Genomic DNA, 14,280 nt, shown 5'->3' on the forward strand with positions numbered 1-14,280 from the left:
TCTCGGACCATGCCCCGGTCGCGGGGAAAGCAAACGTGGACGGCCGTACACCTCGTGGTTGACGGCAGGACACGGTACGGTCGCCATACGTAACGCGTCGCCCCCGCCCGACCCGCGGAGGTAGTGCCGTGCAGGAGACCACGTCAGCCCTGTCCTTCGAGGTGCGCGGCCTGCCACCGCAGAAGACCGAGACCCTGTCGATCCTCTCCGCCGGCCATCGCCAGGCCGAGCGCGTCCGCGCGTTGCTGCTGGCGGCGCTGGCCGCGGCGCAGCAGAGCGGCTGGACCCCGTCTCGTGCCGAGGTGTCGCTGGAGGTCGTCGTGCGCGGGTCCGCCTCGCACGTGGGCTCCGCGCCGCGGTTCCTGGCCGGGGTCGCCGACGTGTTGAGCGACAAACGGGGACGGCTCACCGGTACGCACCTGGGGGTGCTCGCCGACGTCACGCTCTACGCGGACGAGCGGCAGATCCGGGCGATCAGCTATCGCGAGGAGCCGGCCGACGAGCCGTCCTACCTGGTGCGGGTGGCCGCGCTCGGGGTTTGATCTTTCGTCGCCGCGGGAATCCGCAGGGCATGGCCGCGGAACCTCATGTCACGCTCGAACCGGACCCTCACGATCCCGTGCAGCACAAGCTTCGCGGCCCGCTCGAGGAGCAGCTGACGTCAGCCCTGACGGCGGCGACCGAGCGGGTGCGGTCGTCGTACCGGGGCGAGTCGTTCGACATCGTCTGCCGGCGGCTGCTCGACGAGACGAAGGCCGGCCTGCATCCGGACATCGCCGCCGGGTTCGAGCCCGACATGGACGAGTTGGCGCGGGTCGCGGTGGCTATCGTGCGGGGGGCTTGAGCAGTCGCACGACCTCTTCGGCGGTACCCCAGCAGAGGGTCATGCCGGCGCCGCTGTGGCCGTACGCGTGGATGACCCTGCCCTCGGCCTCGACGCGCGGACCGCCGTGGCGGGCCGGCCGCAGGCCCACGAGGTGTTGCCGGATGCCGGCTTCGGCCAGTCGCGGCTCGACCAGGGTGGTGCGCTCGACGATCGCTTCGGCGGTGGCCCGTCTGATGGCGAGGTCGGTGTCGCCGACCTCGAAGGTGCCGCCGAGCACGACGTCCGTGCTGCGGGGATGGATGTAGACGGGGCCGAGCGGGTGGTCCTCGTCGCGGATCGAGGTGGTGAGCCCCGGGTTGTCGACGACGACGACCTGGCCGCGGATCGGGTAGAGGCTCTGGTCGTCCGTCAGGGACGCGGCGCCCAGACCCGTGGCGTTGACGATTCTTGGGGCCTTCAGGTCGTCGAGGCGGTCCACGTGTTGGATGGTCAGCGTGCCGCCGTTGGCCCGGAAGCGGTCGAGCAGGTGGGCCAGGTAGGGCAGCATCTCGACGGCCGGCACGGTGAAGCGCCATTCCCCCGGGTGTTCCGTGAAGTCCGGGACGGCGGCCGCCCACCAGGGCCGGCCCTGCTCGCCGCGGCGGGTGATCATCCTGGTCGGCCGCATGGAGACGCCGGGAGCTCCGGTTCCGGCCTCGTGGCTGAAGACCTCGAAGGTGCGGTTGCCCCAGCCCAGGACGCGAGGGTCGGCGTCGATCCTGGTCGGGTACCAGACGGCGGCAGCGATGGCCGAGACGGTGTATTTCGGCTGGTCGGTCGTGATGACCTCGACCTCGGCGCCCGCGTCCTGCAGCGCGAGGGCCGAGGTCAGCCCGATGATCCCGGCACCGAGAACGACGACGTCCGCCATCCCTTCATCATGACTCGTTGCCGGAACAGGTCGTACGCGGCGGCCCGGCGCTCCGGCCTCCCCGGCGGCCGTCTGATGATGCGCGGCGCGGACACGGTCTGCCCGTCCTGAAACTGCTCGAACGTCAGGTCGAGCTCGAGCCCGCCCGGCAGCCGGTTCCACCAGTGGTAGCCGTGCCGCTCGCCGTCGAGGTGCACGTCGCCGAGCACGATGTCGCCGCCGAACAGGTCGTTGAGCACGAGCGCGGTCACGTCGCAATGCCCCCACGCCGGGTTGCCGGGATGCCACCCGGCGCGGGCCAGGTCGTCGGGCGAGCAGGTGTCCGCGGCCCAGCTCGCCCGTATCGCATACTCGATGTCGGCCAACACGGCGCCGAGTCTGAGCCCTCGACCAGGTGGAGACTCAAGCCCGCCGCACGTCGACGGCCACGACGTAGGTGCCGTCGGCGCGAACGAGCTCACCGACCCGGATCGGCAGGGCCTGGTCGCTGTTCGGCTTGACCTGGATGCCGAGACCGTAGGTGACCTGCCCTTCGAAGTCGCCGCCGAACCCGTACCCCTTGAGCGTGGGGTAGCCGAGCTTGAACCCGGGCCGTTCGGTCTGACGCCCGTGGTCGTCGTGCGCCTGCGCGTCGGTGAAGGTGATCCGCAGGACGCTGTTGCCGGGCAGGGGCACGTGGTTGCCACTGCCGTCCTGGGTCAACTCCCGCTGATAGGCGATCTCGTAGGTAGGCCAGGGCCCGTCGAACGCGAACGTGATCCGGGTGTACGCGGGATTGTCGTTCGGATGATCGCCGACCTGGATGCGAACCAGGAACGGGAACGGCGTGGCCGGCGGATCGCGCATGACAACGGTATGCGGAACCCGAGCGGGCCGAGAGGGCACGGCCCAGCCATAGGTGACGCGATAGGGCCGCAGCGGCGTGGCCGCGGGTTTCTTGGTCACGGACGGCTGCGGCAGAGCCACAGGCTTGGAAGCCTCAGCGGGCCGCGGCGACCCGATGCTGGTCCCGGCCCCGGCGGGCTCACACGCACTGACGCCAAAGGCAGCCAGCAGGATCAGAGTGGGTACGAAGAGTCGTCTCATGGTGGTTGGACGCCCCAACCACGAATCCGGTTTACCGTGGACAGCCATGTACACCACGAGGGTTCTGCACCACATCGCCGCTCCTCGGACGGCGGTCTACCGAGCACTGCTGGACCCGGACGCGGTCGCGCGGTGGCGGGTGCCGGAGGGCATGACCAGCGAGGTGCACCTCTTCGAGGCGCGCGAGGGCGGCCGGTTCCGGGTGTCGCTCACCTATACGGACCCGGACAGCAGCGGCAAGACGTCGACACACACGGACACGTACCACGGCCACTTCTCCCGGCTGGTGCCGGACGAGCAGGTGGTCGAGGTCTTCGAGTTCGAGACGGACTCACCCGGCCTCGCGGGCACGATGACGATGACCACGACGCTGACAGACGCGGAGGGCGGCACCGACGTGCTGATGGTCCACGAGGGCCTGCCGGACAGCATCCCGCCGGCGGACAACGAGCTCGGGACCCGGATGGCCCTGACGAATCTCGCTCGCCTCATCGAGTCGGGACACGACGAACGCAATGCTTGACGGTAGATGGTGGATTCGCGCGGAGCTGAACGCCGAAGCGCACGTCGGATGCTGTGGTGGACCGGACGCGGACATCGACATCCAGCAGCGTTAGCATCATCGGTCTCTTCCAGATCGGGCAAAGTCAGAATGCGACAAACCCGGCGCGTTGGTAGCGTGTTCTTATGTCCCGCGAGGCGTGGATAGCCGTCATCGTCGTCGCTGGCATCGTGCTCGTGGGTGCCCTGGTCGGCACGATCGTCCTGCTCGTGCGGGTGTTCCGGGTTCGCGGTCAGCTCGGTGAGCTCGGCTTCGGCGGCAAGGTCGCCTTCTACGGCGCTCTGGTCTTCACGTTCTTTCCCGTCGACCTGCTGCCCGACCCGATCTACCTCGACGACATGGGCGTGCTGGGCCTGGCCCTGCTTTACCTGAACAGCCTGGTCCGCCGCCGTCAGGACCGCCTGCCGCCCTTGCCGCGCAGTCCCATGGCCCGGCCCGCGCGGCAGCCACGTCGATAAAGCTGAGCACCACTGCCAACCTTTCACCGGCCGGGTCTCGTGTAGGTCGTGACGTGCGTTTCCGGCGAGCGGGGATGGGATGCGGGACGAGGCTGGCTTCCGGGACTTCGTGACGGCCCGGCTCGCCAAGCTGTCGGGGGTCGCTTACCTCCTGGCGGGCGATCATCACGCGGCGCAGGATCTGGTGCAGGCCACCTTGGTCAAGATCGCCCGGCACTGGGATCGGGTCTCGCGGGTCGGCGAGCCCGAGGCGTACGTGCGCAAGGCGCTCTACCACGAGTTCATCTCCTCGCGGCGGTTGTCCCGGCGCCGCGAGCTGCCGACCGCCCAGCAGCCGGATCGGCCGTCCGCCCGCGACGAGGCCGACGACGCGGTGCGGCGGCTGCTGATGCGGCAGGCGCTGGCCAAGCTCACTGCCAAGCAGCGCGCGGTGATCGTGTTGCGGTTCTACGACGACCTGCCCGAGGCGGAGATCGCCGAGACGCTCGGTTGTTCGCTCGGCACCGTGAAGAGCCAGACCCACCACGCGCTGCGCCGGCTGCGGGAGCTCGCACCCGAACTGGCCGACCTCATCCAGGAGCCCCAGGAGGTGCCGCGATGACCGGCATGAGGGACCTGCTGGTCGACGTCGCGGCGGAGGCGAGGCCCTACGACGTGACCGACCAGGCGCTGCGGACCGCACGCCGGCAGCGCCGGATCGCCTGGCTCGCCCCGGTCGCGGCCGTCGTGCTCGCCACCGCCGGCGTGGCCGCCGTCCTGCCGCACAGCCGACCGGCGAACTCCACCGTCGTGAGCTGGCTGCCCGAGAAGCTGGACGTGGCGGAGTCGACGAGCGCGCTGCCCGACAGCCGGCTCGGCCTGGCCGTGCTGGCCTACACCCGCGCCGACGGGTCGACGGTCCTGGTGGCCGACGACGGCGGCCACTACGACGCGGGCGAGGGTGTGCGCGCCATCTCGCCGGACGGCCGGTGGGTCGCCCTGGTCCGCGACGGCCGGGTGGTGCTGCGCGACCTGGGCGGCGACCGGGTCGTCGACCTGGGCTCCGACGACGACACGAACGTCGCCGCCTGGTCCTCGGACGGCAGATGGTTGGCGGTGCGCTCGGGCGTCACGAACCACGGCGCGCCGCAGTCGGTCATGGTGATCGAGCTGGCCACCGGCCGCCAGGCCGCGAAGGTGGCGGCCGGTGACTACGGCACGACTGTCGTCTGCGGGTTGCGGGACAGCGCGTTCCTGTTGCTGTGCTCGGACTTCGACAACATCGACGAGGTCTCGCTGTCGAGGGTGAATCCCCTGACTGGTGACGACCTCGGCCGCCAGACCGTGGACCTGAACAAGGGCGTCACCAAGAGCTTCTTCGTCGGCGGCGAGCTGATGCCGGACGGCCACACGCTGGCGTTCCGGACCGAGGGCCTCGAGCATGCGGCGGGTGACCTGTTGACGTTCGACCTGAGCCGGCCTAACCTGCGCCCGCGCCACCACAACCTGCCCGTCCCGACACGGGACGAGCGTGCGCTGCGGCAAGTCCAGTCCAGTGTGGATGGCGGGGTCATCGTCACCCGCCGCTACGGGCAGGACCTGCGGATCGCGGCCGTAGAGCTGCTCGACTTCGCCGGCGACCGCGTCGAGACGATCACGACCGTCAGGGGCGACATCCGCGACATCGTCGTACGCGGCCAGGTGTGAAACCGCCGTAGGACGCGCTCTAGGCTCGTCGGATGGCCGGCCTCCTGGACGACGAAGCGCTCTCCGCATCAGCGGTCGTGGCCAACATCGCGATGAACCGGGAGCGCCAGCTCGCCGGCCCGAACAGCTACACCCGTGACCTCGGCTTCAACCCCCTTGACCGGCTCCTCGCGCGGCTGACCGACGCCGGCGAGCTGGTCGCGGACCTCGACCTCACGAGCATCCGGGGCGAAGACGGCGAGCCGCTCGGCCGCGCCCTCACCGGAGAGCTTCGCCGCAACGGCTTCGCATACGACGCCCGGCGGCACCGGATCAGCCTCGTCGGTGGCCGCCGAACAACGTTCCCGTATCACTACCGCGGCGCCGACGACCGGGCCGGACCCAACTACACGGGCCAGCCCGCGGTCCAATCGTTCTACGCGCCGCTGTCTCTAAATTCCGGCACATTGGAGACATAGATCAACCCTTGTGTCCCGCCGCGCGGCGGGGCTACCGTGCTCGTGTCGGGTACGCGGCGGTACTCCCCAGAGGAGGACGTATGGACCCACCCGTGGTTCGGATTCCCAAGGTGGGGCAGGCGCTCGGGATGGTGCTTCTCCGCCGCCGATTCCTGATGTCGGTGCGCGACCGCTACGGCCCCACGTTCGTCCTCGACGTGCCGCCGTTCGGGAAGACGCTGGTGATCAGCGACCCGACACGGCTCAAGCAGCTCTTCACCGCCAGCCCCGAGATCGCCGGCACCCCGCAGCCCAACCTCAGCCGGATGCTCGGCAGCGGCTCCATCTTCGGGCTCGACGGCGAGCCGCACCGGCTCCGCCGCAAGCTGCTCGTGCCGCCGTTCCACGGCAAGCGGATGCAGGCGTACGCCGGCCTGATCGAGGAGGAGTTCCGCAAGGAGGCCGACACCTGGCCGCTGGGCCGGGAGTTCGCCACGCTCACGCCGTTCATGCGGATCACCCTCAACGTGATCCTGCGGGCCGTCTTCGGCGCCGGCGGCAAGGAGCTCGAGGAGCTCCGCGAGAAGCTTCCGCGCTTCGTCACGTACGGGTCGCGGATGGCCGTCGTCCCGTTCAAGGAACGCTCGATCGGCCCGTGGAACCCGTGGCGGCGACTGCGGGAATACCGCGCCGCGTACGACGGGATCGTCCAGCGGCTCATCGAACGCGCCCGGGAAGAGCCGGGCGACGACATCCTCTCGATGATGCTGCAGAGCCGCTACGAGGACGGCGCGCCGATGTCCGACGCGCACGTCCGCGACGAGCTGCTGACCCTGCTCGCCGCCGGACACGAGACGACCGCGACCACACTGGCCTGGGCGATGGAACGGCTCACCCGCCACCCGGCCGCATTGCACGCGCTCGTCGACGACCTCGACCAAGGCGGCACGGACCTGCTCGCCGCCACGATCCTGGAGCTCCAGCGCACCCGGCCGGTGGTGCTCAACACCGCCCGCAAGGTCCGCGCCGACGGCCTGGTCGTCGAGGGGTTCGAGGTGCCGAAAGGGTGGAGCGTGCTCGCCGGGATCGACCTCGTGCAGAACGACCCGGAGGCGTTCCCCGACCCGGAGCGGTTCGACCCCGGCCGTTTCGTCGGCGTCAAGCCGGCCACGTACGCCTGGATCCCGTTCGGCGGCGGCACCCGGCGCTGCGTCGGCGCCGCCTTCGCCAACCTGGAGATGACCGTGGTCCTGCGCACGCTGCTGCGTGACTTCGAGCTGCGCACGACGTACGCGCCGGACGAGCGGTGGCACTCCCGCGGCGTCGCCTACGCGCCGCACCGGGGTGGCCGGGTGGTCCTGCACCAGCGCGACAAGGCAAGGCCGAAGGCACAGGAAGCCCGGATGGAGGTCGGCGCGTGACCGAGGAACGTTTCGCGGACGTCGGGCGCGGGATCACCCTGTGCTACACCGAGACCGGCGATCCCGACGGCCCACCGCTGGTGCTGGTGGCCGGTCTGGGCATGCAGCTGCTCTCGTGGCCGACGGGCTTCCGCGACCTGCTGGCCGAGCGCGGCTACCGCGTGATCGCGTTCGACAACCGGGACGTGGGCCGCTCGACCCACGCCGACTACAGGCCGCCGTCCCTGCCGGCGATCGTCCGCGGCCGCATCCCGGCACACGCGTACCACCTCGGTGACCTGGCCCGCGACACCGCCGGGCTGCTCGACGCGCTCGACCTGCCCAGCGCCCACCTGGTCGGCGTCTCGATGGGCGGGATGATCGCGCAGACCGTGGCGGTGCACTTCCCGTCCAGGGTCCGCACGCTGACCTCGATCATGTCCACGACCGGCGCGCCCAAGGTGGGCCGTCCGGCGTGGTCGACGTGGGCGCTGCTGGCGAGCCGGCCACCGCGAACCCGTGCGGAGGCCGTCGCCCGCGCGGTGCGGATCTTCCGCCACATCGGCTCGCACGGCTTTCCCTTCGACGAGGACGCCGTGGGCGCGCGGGCGGGCGAGGCCTGGGACCGGGACCGGTCGTCGGCCGGCGTGGGCCGCCAGCTCGCCGCCATCTACGCCTCCGGCGACCGGACCCACGAGCTGCGCGAGGTCCGGGTGCCGACGCTCGTCGTGCACGGCGACCGCGACCGGATGGTGCACCCGAGCGGCGGCCGGGTGACCCACGAGACGATCCCCGGCTCGCGTCTCGTCGTCATCGAAGGCCTCGGCCACGACTGCCCGGCCGGCGCCTGGCCCCGGCTGGCCGAGCTGATCGCCGGGCACGCGCAGGACAGGCCCGCCGATGTCCCGGCCTGAGGCGCTCGCGGGTCGCACGGTCGTCGTCACCGGCGCCGCGTCGGGAATCGGCCGGGCGCTGGCCCGGCGGCTGTCCGCGGCCGGCTGCCCGGTGGCGATGGCCGACGTGGACGAGCCCGGGCTCAAGGAGGCTTCGGCCGACCTGACCGGGCCGGTGCTGCGGCACGTGCTCGACGTGCGCGACGCGGCGGCGGTGACCGCGTTCGCCGCGACGGTGACCGACTGGGCGCCGGCACCGCTCGGTGCGGTGTTCAACAACGCGGGCGTCGCGATCGGCTCGTCGGTGCTCGGCGCCGTGCCGGCCGACGACGACTGGCTCCACGACATCAACTTCCGCGGGGTGGTCAACGGCGTCCGCGCGTTCCTGCCGGCGCTCGTCGCCCAGGACTCCGGCACGATCGTCAACACCTCCAGCGTGTACGGGCTGATCGGCGTCCCGTACCAGAGCGCCTACTGCGCGGCGAAGTTCGCCGTGCGCGGGTTCACCGAGGCGCTCCGCCAGGAGCTGCGCGGCACCGGGGTGCGGGCGGCGACCGTACACCCGGGTGGGGTGAAGACCAACATCGCGCGCAACGCCCGGTTCCGCTCGGACCCCGAGGGGCGGGGGCGCACGCACGAGCAGATCGCGGCCGAGTTCGACGCGATCGCCCGGACGACGCCCGAGCGGGCCGCCGCGATCATCCACAAGGGAGTCGACCGGGGCCAGGCGCGGATCCTGGTCGGCCCCGACGCCTACCTGGTCGACGCGCTGGCCCGGCTGGCACCGACCCGCTACTACGACATCGTGGCGAGCCTGCGCCGGTCGCGGCGATGACCGACGACCCGGTCCGGGAGCGGTTGCTCAAGGGGCTCCACCGGGCGATCGAGGAGCGCGGCTACCGGGAGACGACGATCGCCGACATCGTGCGGCACGCGCGCGCCTCGCGGAGCACGTTCTACCAGGTGTACGCGACGAAGGACGAGAGCCTGCTCGCCCTCATGGAGGCGGCCAACGGCGCGCTGATGCGCCGCATCGTCACCGCCGTCGACCCCGCGGCGCCGTGGCCGGCGCAGACCCGGCAGGCCGTGCTGGCCTACATCGCGCACGTCACGGCCAGCCCGGAGCTCTCGCTGTGCTGGATCCGCGAGTTCCCGTCGCTCGGCCCCGTGGCCGGCCGGGTGCGGCGGGACACGATGAACGCGCTCGCCGACCTGGTGCAGCGGCTCACCGGCAACGAGCCGTTCCGCCGGGCGGGCATCGCGCCGGTCTCCCGGGAGCTGGCCCTGGTCATCCTGGGCGGCCTGCGCGAGCTGACCGCGACGGTCCTGGAGGAGGGCGGCGACGTGCGCGACGTGGCGGAGACCGGGATCGCCGCCGCCGTGGCCCTGCTCGGCGCCGGCCGTGCACCCGAACGACCGGCGAAGACCAGCACCGGCCTGCTGCTCACCGACGACCAGTGGGCGCGGATCCGCCCGTTGCTGCCGGCGGCCCGGTCCGCGGTCGGGCGCCCACCGGCACCACAACGGCAGGTGGTGGAGGCGATCATCTACCGCGACCACACCGGCATCGCGTGGCGCGAGCTGCCACCCCGCTTCGGCGCGTGGCAGACCGCATGGAAGCGGCACCGCCGCTGGTCGGAGGACGGCACCTGGGACCGCGTGCTAAGCCGGCTCCAGGAGACCGGCCAGCCGGACCATCCCGACCCCGTAGCGGGCGTCCAGCTCTCGCCGGCGGGCGTCGGTGGCGAGGTAGACCTCAACGAGGACCTGGTTGGTGAGGAGGTCCGCGCCGGCGCTGAGGACTCCCGGCTGGCCCGATAGCTCGGCCGCGATGCGGTTGAGCTCGGCGGTCGACCGGGCCGCCTGTGACACGCACAGGGCTCCGCCCCACACCGCGCGCAGACGGGCCTCATGCGCGGCCAGGTCGCCGGTGAAGCGCGCGTTCAGCACCAGCTTGCGCGGGTCGTTGGTGCCACCGTTCTGGTCGATCCAGACGCCGGCGGCGTCGGGCTCCGCGTCGGCCAATCGGGCCGCCTCCTTGTACGCGGCGACCGTGGCCTTCGCCTCGTCGACCACCCGCCAGCCGCCGGGTGGTGGGGGACAGGGTGTCGTGAAGGCCGGTTCTGGACCCGGCCGCTGGACGGTCGGCGGCTGTGGCGGCTCGACGAGCGTGAGGCGCTTGCCGTCGAACGTGGCCACGAGCTCGAAGGCGCCCCAGCGGGTCCCGGCACGGTCTTCGTGTTCGAGGCCGTCCCAGGACCAGGCGACGATGTCGAGCCCTTCGCACTGCGGCGGCAGGGACTCCCGCATACCGCGGCATAGCTGCGGGCCGTGCTCGGCGTTCTCCAGCACGGTCCCGCTCACACGGTAACGGCCCGGGTAGGCCGAGCCGTCCTCCGGCTCGGGCTCGACGGGCTCGTGGGACGGATCGGCGCAGCCGGCCAGCGGAGTGATGAAGAGGCCGGTCAACAGGAGCGGGAGCAGTCGTGGCTTCACACCTAGTGCGACGTGCCCGCGACCGCGCCGGTTCCGTCAGAGCAACCCGGCGGCCATCGCGGTGGTCACGGCGGCCGTGCGGTCGTTGACGCCCAGCTTGGCGAACGCACGCAGCAGGTGGGTCTTCACCGTCGCCTCGCTGATGTGCAGCGCCCGCGCGATCTCACCGTTGGACAGGCCGCGCGCGACCAGCCGGAGCACTTCGGCCTCGCGGGCCGACAGGCTCTCGGCGCGCGGATGGCGCACCCGGTGCAGCAGGCGGGTGGCCACCGACGGGCTCAGCACCGTCTCGCCGCAGGCCGCCGACCGCACCGCCGAGACCAGGTCCGTGCGGGAGGCGTCCTTGAGCAGATAGCCGGCCGCACCGGCCTCGACGGCGCGGAGGATGTCGGCGTCCGTCTCGTACGTGGTGAGCACGACCACCCGCGTCGCGGGCAGCGCGGCCAGCACCTGGGCGGTGGCGCCGACCCCGTCGAGGCCGGGCAGCCGCAGGTCCATCAGCACCACCGACGGCCGCAGTGCCCGCGCAGCCGCCACCGCCTCCGTGCCGGACGCGGCCTCGCCGACCACCGTGATGTCCGGCTCGCCGGAGAGCAGGCCGCGCACGCCGGCCCGCACGACGGGATGGTCGTCGACCAGCAGCACCGTGATCACGCCGGCACCTCCACCCGCACCGAGGTCGCCCCGCCCGGAGCGGAGTCGACGGTCAACGAACCACCCACCTGAGCCACCCGCGCGCGCATGCCGGACAACCCGTAGCCGGCCGACGCGGCCGAAGGATCGAAGCCGGGGCCCGGGTCGCACACCGTCAGGGTCACCGACGCCGCACCGTAGTCCAGCGACACGGCCGCGGGACCGTCGGCGTGCTTGGCCGCGTTGGTCAAGGCCTCCTGCGCGGCCCGCAGCAGCACCACGTCCACCCCCGTCGACAATGGACGGACGTCGCCGCGTACCGCGACCGCCGGCGCCAGCCGGCGGATCGCGTCCAGGAGCGAGCGGCCGTCGAGCAGGGCCGGCGTCAGCGCCCCCACCAACGCCCGGGCCTCGTGCAGGTTGTCGCGGGCCGTGTCGAGCGCCAGCGCGAGGTGTCCGTCGGCCCGTGCGGGGTCAGGTTCGGCGCGTGCCGCCTGGATCAGCATCACCACGCTGGAGAGTCCCTGCGCGATCGTGTCGTGGATGTCGCCCGCCAGCCGCTGCCGCTCGGCCAGCATGCCCAGCCGACTCACCTCCGCCCGCGACGCGGCGAGCTCGCGCACCAGCGCGGCTCGTTCGTCGCTCTGCACGAGGATCCGCTGCGACCAGATCCCGTAGATGGAGGTCAGCACGACGATCATCACGGCCGACGGCAGGACCTCGAGGATCAGGCCCAGATCCCGTTCGGAGAACCAGAGCACCACCACGTGTACGCCGGTGAAGGCGGTCACGGCGACCACGCCCGCCTTGGCCGGCAGGGTCATGAAGCACTGTGGACAGATTGCGAACAGCGCGAACGACGTGGTGTTGACCAGCGAGACGGCCGTCGCGTAGAGGACGAACGTGCCGGCGAGGTAGACCACCCCGCTCCAGCCGATCGCCTCGTCGCGCATGAACGGGCGGCCGACCAGCACGTAGAGCACCGCGATCCCGCCGAGCAGCGCGACCGCACCCCAGCCGCGGGCGGGGGAGTCGGCGGTCTGCAGCACGAAGACCGAGACACCGACCCCGACCACCGCGAAGTACGCGTCGAACCAGTGGAACCGGGTCGCCCACGCCGAGGTCAGCTCGACTGCCGGCCGCGCCAGCGAAACGTCGTCAGGCATAGCACCAGTCCTCCGATGCACCAGGCGGTGAGCACGAGAGCGGTGCGCCCATGCTCCCATGACCGCACGACCTCCTGCGGAAGGATGCTGTCGGGCAGGAACGCCGACCGGAACCCCTGCGCCATCCACTTGAGCGGGAACACCGAGCCGATCCGGATCACCCAGTCCGGCAGCGCGCCGACCGGCGTGTAGTAGATGCCCGAGAGGAACGCGAGCACGACGTACGGCAGGTTCATCACCGCCGCCGCACTGCGCGCGGACCGGGCCAGCGCGCTGGCCGCGACACCGAGCAGGCTGCACGCCACCACGCCGAGGGCGAAGACCCAGCCGAACGTCAACCAGCGCGAAGGGCTCGCCGGCAGCGGCAGGTCGAACAGCAGCACGCCGACCAGCGACAGCAGCAGCACCTCGGCGGCCGTCACGACGGCGACGAGCAGGATCTTGCCGATCAGGTACGCCAGTGGCGGCGTCGGCAGCCCGCGCAGCCGCTTGAGGGTGCCGTCGTCCCGGTCGGTCGCGATCCCGACGCCGAGGTTGACGAAGGTCGTCGACGCGACGCCGGCTGCGATCATCGACGGCACCAGGTACTGCGCGGAGGTCACCGGGCTGCCCGGGTAGACCCCGCTGAACAGCGAGCCGAGCAGGGTGAGCAGCACGACCGGCAATGCGAACGTGAACACGACGGCGTCGCGTTCCCGCCAGAACTGTCGAAGCTCGACACCCGCCCGTGCGGAGCCGAGGCCAAGCGTTGTCATCGGGAGCCTCCGATCAGGTCGAGGTAGACGTCTTCGAGAGACGGTCGGGTGATCGACAGGCCCGGCACCTGACCGCCGTACGCGGCGCTGAGCCGGGCCACCACGGCCGCGGGGTCGGCGGTCTGCTCGCGGCCGTCGCGCCATACGACCGTGGCGAGGTCCCGCCTGCCGAGCGTGTCCGGCGTGCCCTCGGCGACGACCCGACCGTCGGCGATCACCGTGACCCGGTCGGCCAGCGCCTCGGCCTCTTCGAGGTAGTGGGTCGTGAGCAGCACGGTCGTGTCGAGGCCGCGCACCGTCTCCCAGAACCGCCGCCGGGCGACCGGGTCGAACCCGGTGGTGGGCTCGTCGAGGAAGAGCAGCCGGGGCCGCCCGACGATGCCGAGCGCCACGTCGAGCCGCCGCCGCTGGCCGCCGGAGAGCTTGCGGATCCGGCTGTCCCGCTTGTCCGTGAGCCCGACCAGCGTGAGCGTCTCGTCGAGCCCGCGTGGCCTCGGGAAGTAGCGGGCGACGTGCCGGATCATCTCGGCCACCGTGAGCTCGGCACCGTCGGCCGTCGACTGGAGCACGATCCCGATCTCGCGCCGCCACGCCACGTCGGCCCGCGCCGGGTCGACGCCGAGCACGAGGACCTCGCCGCCGTCGCGCGGCCGGTGCCCCTCCAGGATCTCCACCGTGCTGGTCTTGCCTGCGCCGTTCGGCCCGAGCAGCGCCCGCACCTCGCCGTGCGCGATGGTCAGGTCGAGCCCGTCCACCGCCACCGTGTCGCGATAGGACCTCCGCAGCCCTCGCACGCGTACCGCGTCGTCTGTCATGCCTTCGATGGTTCGCGACCGAGGGACCCGCGCGGGACGACCGGCGGACGGAACCACAGTGTCCGTCGACCGGTGGACAGTGCGACGCCGGCGGACCGAGCGGGGGCTCTCGGACCCGCCCGACCCACCGGCTCGCGGGATGCCGTACCCCGGAACT

The 14,280-nt window shown here is 71.9% G+C and carries 18 protein-coding genes; 11 read left to right on the forward strand and 7 right to left on the reverse strand.

The genetic code is table 11. The features are described from left to right. Positions 1 to 128 precede the first annotated feature (128 nt). Positions 129 to 542, forward strand: coding sequence for a hypothetical protein (locus AB0J88_RS35555; RefSeq protein ID WP_364355159.1), 414 nt, complete (start codon positions 129 to 131; stop codon positions 540 to 542). 29 nt (positions 543 to 571) lie between these two features. Further along, positions 572 to 844, forward strand: coding sequence for a hypothetical protein (locus AB0J88_RS35560; protein WP_364355156.1), 273 nt, complete (start codon positions 572 to 574; stop codon positions 842 to 844). Here AB0J88_RS35560 and AB0J88_RS35565 read toward each other — a convergent pair. Genes AB0J88_RS35565 through AB0J88_RS35575 form a run of 3 tightly spaced genes read right to left on the reverse strand, consistent with a single transcriptional unit; the run spans position 825 to position 2,582 of the window. Then, complete coding sequence (locus tag AB0J88_RS35565) at positions 825 to 1,736, reverse strand: FAD-dependent oxidoreductase (protein ID WP_364355153.1); 912 nt, start codon at positions 1,734 to 1,736, stop codon at positions 825 to 827. The genes AB0J88_RS35560 and AB0J88_RS35565 overlap by 20 nt on opposite strands. Continuing rightward, on the reverse strand, positions 1,694 to 2,104 hold the full coding sequence (locus tag AB0J88_RS35570; RefSeq protein ID WP_364355150.1) for a hypothetical protein: 411 nt from the start codon (positions 2,102 to 2,104) through the stop codon (positions 1,694 to 1,696). The genes AB0J88_RS35565 and AB0J88_RS35570 overlap by 43 nt, the downstream gene beginning before the upstream one ends. Positions 2,105 to 2,138: 34 nt before the next feature. Then, complete coding sequence (locus AB0J88_RS35575; protein ID WP_364355147.1) at positions 2,139 to 2,582, reverse strand: hypothetical protein; 444 nt, start codon at positions 2,580 to 2,582, stop codon at positions 2,139 to 2,141. Between the two features lie 286 nt (positions 2,583 to 2,868). Here AB0J88_RS35575 and AB0J88_RS35580 point away from each other — a divergent pair, with 286 nt between their 5' ends. From AB0J88_RS35580 to AB0J88_RS35620, 9 genes are all read left to right on the forward strand, one after another. Then, positions 2,869 to 3,345 (forward strand): SRPBCC domain-containing protein, encoded by a 477-nt coding sequence (locus AB0J88_RS35580; RefSeq protein ID WP_364355144.1) that lies wholly within the window; start codon positions 2,869 to 2,871, stop codon positions 3,343 to 3,345. Between the two features lie 164 nt (positions 3,346 to 3,509). Beyond that, positions 3,510 to 3,842, forward strand: coding sequence for a hypothetical protein (locus tag AB0J88_RS35585; RefSeq protein ID WP_364355141.1), 333 nt, complete (start codon positions 3,510 to 3,512; stop codon positions 3,840 to 3,842). Between the two features lie 79 nt (positions 3,843 to 3,921). Continuing rightward, the gene (locus AB0J88_RS35590) at positions 3,922 to 4,443 is read left to right on the forward strand and encodes a SigE family RNA polymerase sigma factor (RefSeq protein WP_364355138.1); all 522 of its coding nucleotides are present in this window, start codon (positions 3,922 to 3,924) and stop codon (positions 4,441 to 4,443) included. Continuing rightward, positions 4,440 to 5,528, forward strand: a complete 1,089-nt coding sequence (locus tag AB0J88_RS35595) for a hypothetical protein (RefSeq protein WP_364355136.1) — start codon at positions 4,440 to 4,442, stop codon at positions 5,526 to 5,528. The genes AB0J88_RS35590 and AB0J88_RS35595 overlap by 4 nt, the downstream gene beginning before the upstream one ends. 32 nt (positions 5,529 to 5,560) lie before the next feature. Further along, positions 5,561 to 5,986, forward strand: a complete 426-nt coding sequence (locus AB0J88_RS35600) for a hypothetical protein (protein WP_364355133.1) — start codon at positions 5,561 to 5,563, stop codon at positions 5,984 to 5,986. 80 nt (positions 5,987 to 6,066) lie between these two features. Then, positions 6,067 to 7,386: a cytochrome P450 gene (locus tag AB0J88_RS35605; RefSeq protein WP_364355130.1), complete on the forward strand. Its 1,320-nt coding sequence runs from the start codon at positions 6,067 to 6,069 to the stop codon at positions 7,384 to 7,386. Then, positions 7,383 to 8,279, forward strand: coding sequence for an alpha/beta hydrolase (locus AB0J88_RS35610; RefSeq protein ID WP_364355127.1), 897 nt, complete (start codon positions 7,383 to 7,385; stop codon positions 8,277 to 8,279). The genes AB0J88_RS35605 and AB0J88_RS35610 overlap by 4 nt, the downstream gene beginning before the upstream one ends. Beyond that, positions 8,266 to 9,093 carry an SDR family NAD(P)-dependent oxidoreductase gene (locus AB0J88_RS35615; RefSeq protein WP_364355124.1) on the forward strand — a complete coding sequence of 276 codons (828 nt, stop codon included), beginning with the start codon at positions 8,266 to 8,268 and terminating at the stop codon, positions 9,091 to 9,093. The genes AB0J88_RS35610 and AB0J88_RS35615 overlap by 14 nt, the downstream gene beginning before the upstream one ends. Beyond that, positions 9,090 to 10,079: a transposase gene (locus tag AB0J88_RS35620; protein ID WP_364355121.1), complete on the forward strand. Its 990-nt coding sequence runs from the start codon at positions 9,090 to 9,092 to the stop codon at positions 10,077 to 10,079. The genes AB0J88_RS35615 and AB0J88_RS35620 overlap by 4 nt, the downstream gene beginning before the upstream one ends. Before the next feature lie 711 nt (positions 10,080 to 10,790). Here the strand turns inward: AB0J88_RS35620 and AB0J88_RS35625 are convergent. From AB0J88_RS35625 to AB0J88_RS35640, 4 genes are read right to left on the reverse strand one after another with little or no spacing between them, the layout of a single operon-like run. Then, on the reverse strand, positions 10,791 to 11,408 hold the full coding sequence (locus AB0J88_RS35625) for a response regulator transcription factor (protein WP_364355118.1): 618 nt from the start codon (positions 11,406 to 11,408) through the stop codon (positions 10,791 to 10,793). Beyond that, positions 11,405 to 12,553 (reverse strand): sensor histidine kinase, encoded by a 1,149-nt coding sequence (locus tag AB0J88_RS35630; protein ID WP_364355115.1) that lies wholly within the window; start codon positions 12,551 to 12,553, stop codon positions 11,405 to 11,407. The genes AB0J88_RS35625 and AB0J88_RS35630 overlap by 4 nt, the downstream gene beginning before the upstream one ends. Then, on the reverse strand, positions 12,511 to 13,308 hold the full coding sequence (locus AB0J88_RS35635; RefSeq protein ID WP_364355112.1) for an ABC transporter permease: 798 nt from the start codon (positions 13,306 to 13,308) through the stop codon (positions 12,511 to 12,513). Before AB0J88_RS35635 ends, AB0J88_RS35630 begins: the two co-directional genes overlap by 43 nt. Continuing rightward, a complete protein-coding gene (locus tag AB0J88_RS35640) occupies positions 13,305 to 14,123 on the reverse strand; it encodes an ABC transporter ATP-binding protein (protein WP_364355109.1) in 819 nt (272 codons plus the stop codon). Before AB0J88_RS35640 ends, AB0J88_RS35635 begins: the two co-directional genes overlap by 4 nt. Positions 14,124 to 14,280: the final 157 nt, after the last annotated feature.

Source organism: Asanoa sp. NPDC049475 (assembly GCF_040676915.1).
Classification (GTDB): Bacteria; Actinomycetota; Actinomycetes; order Mycobacteriales; family Micromonosporaceae; genus Asanoa.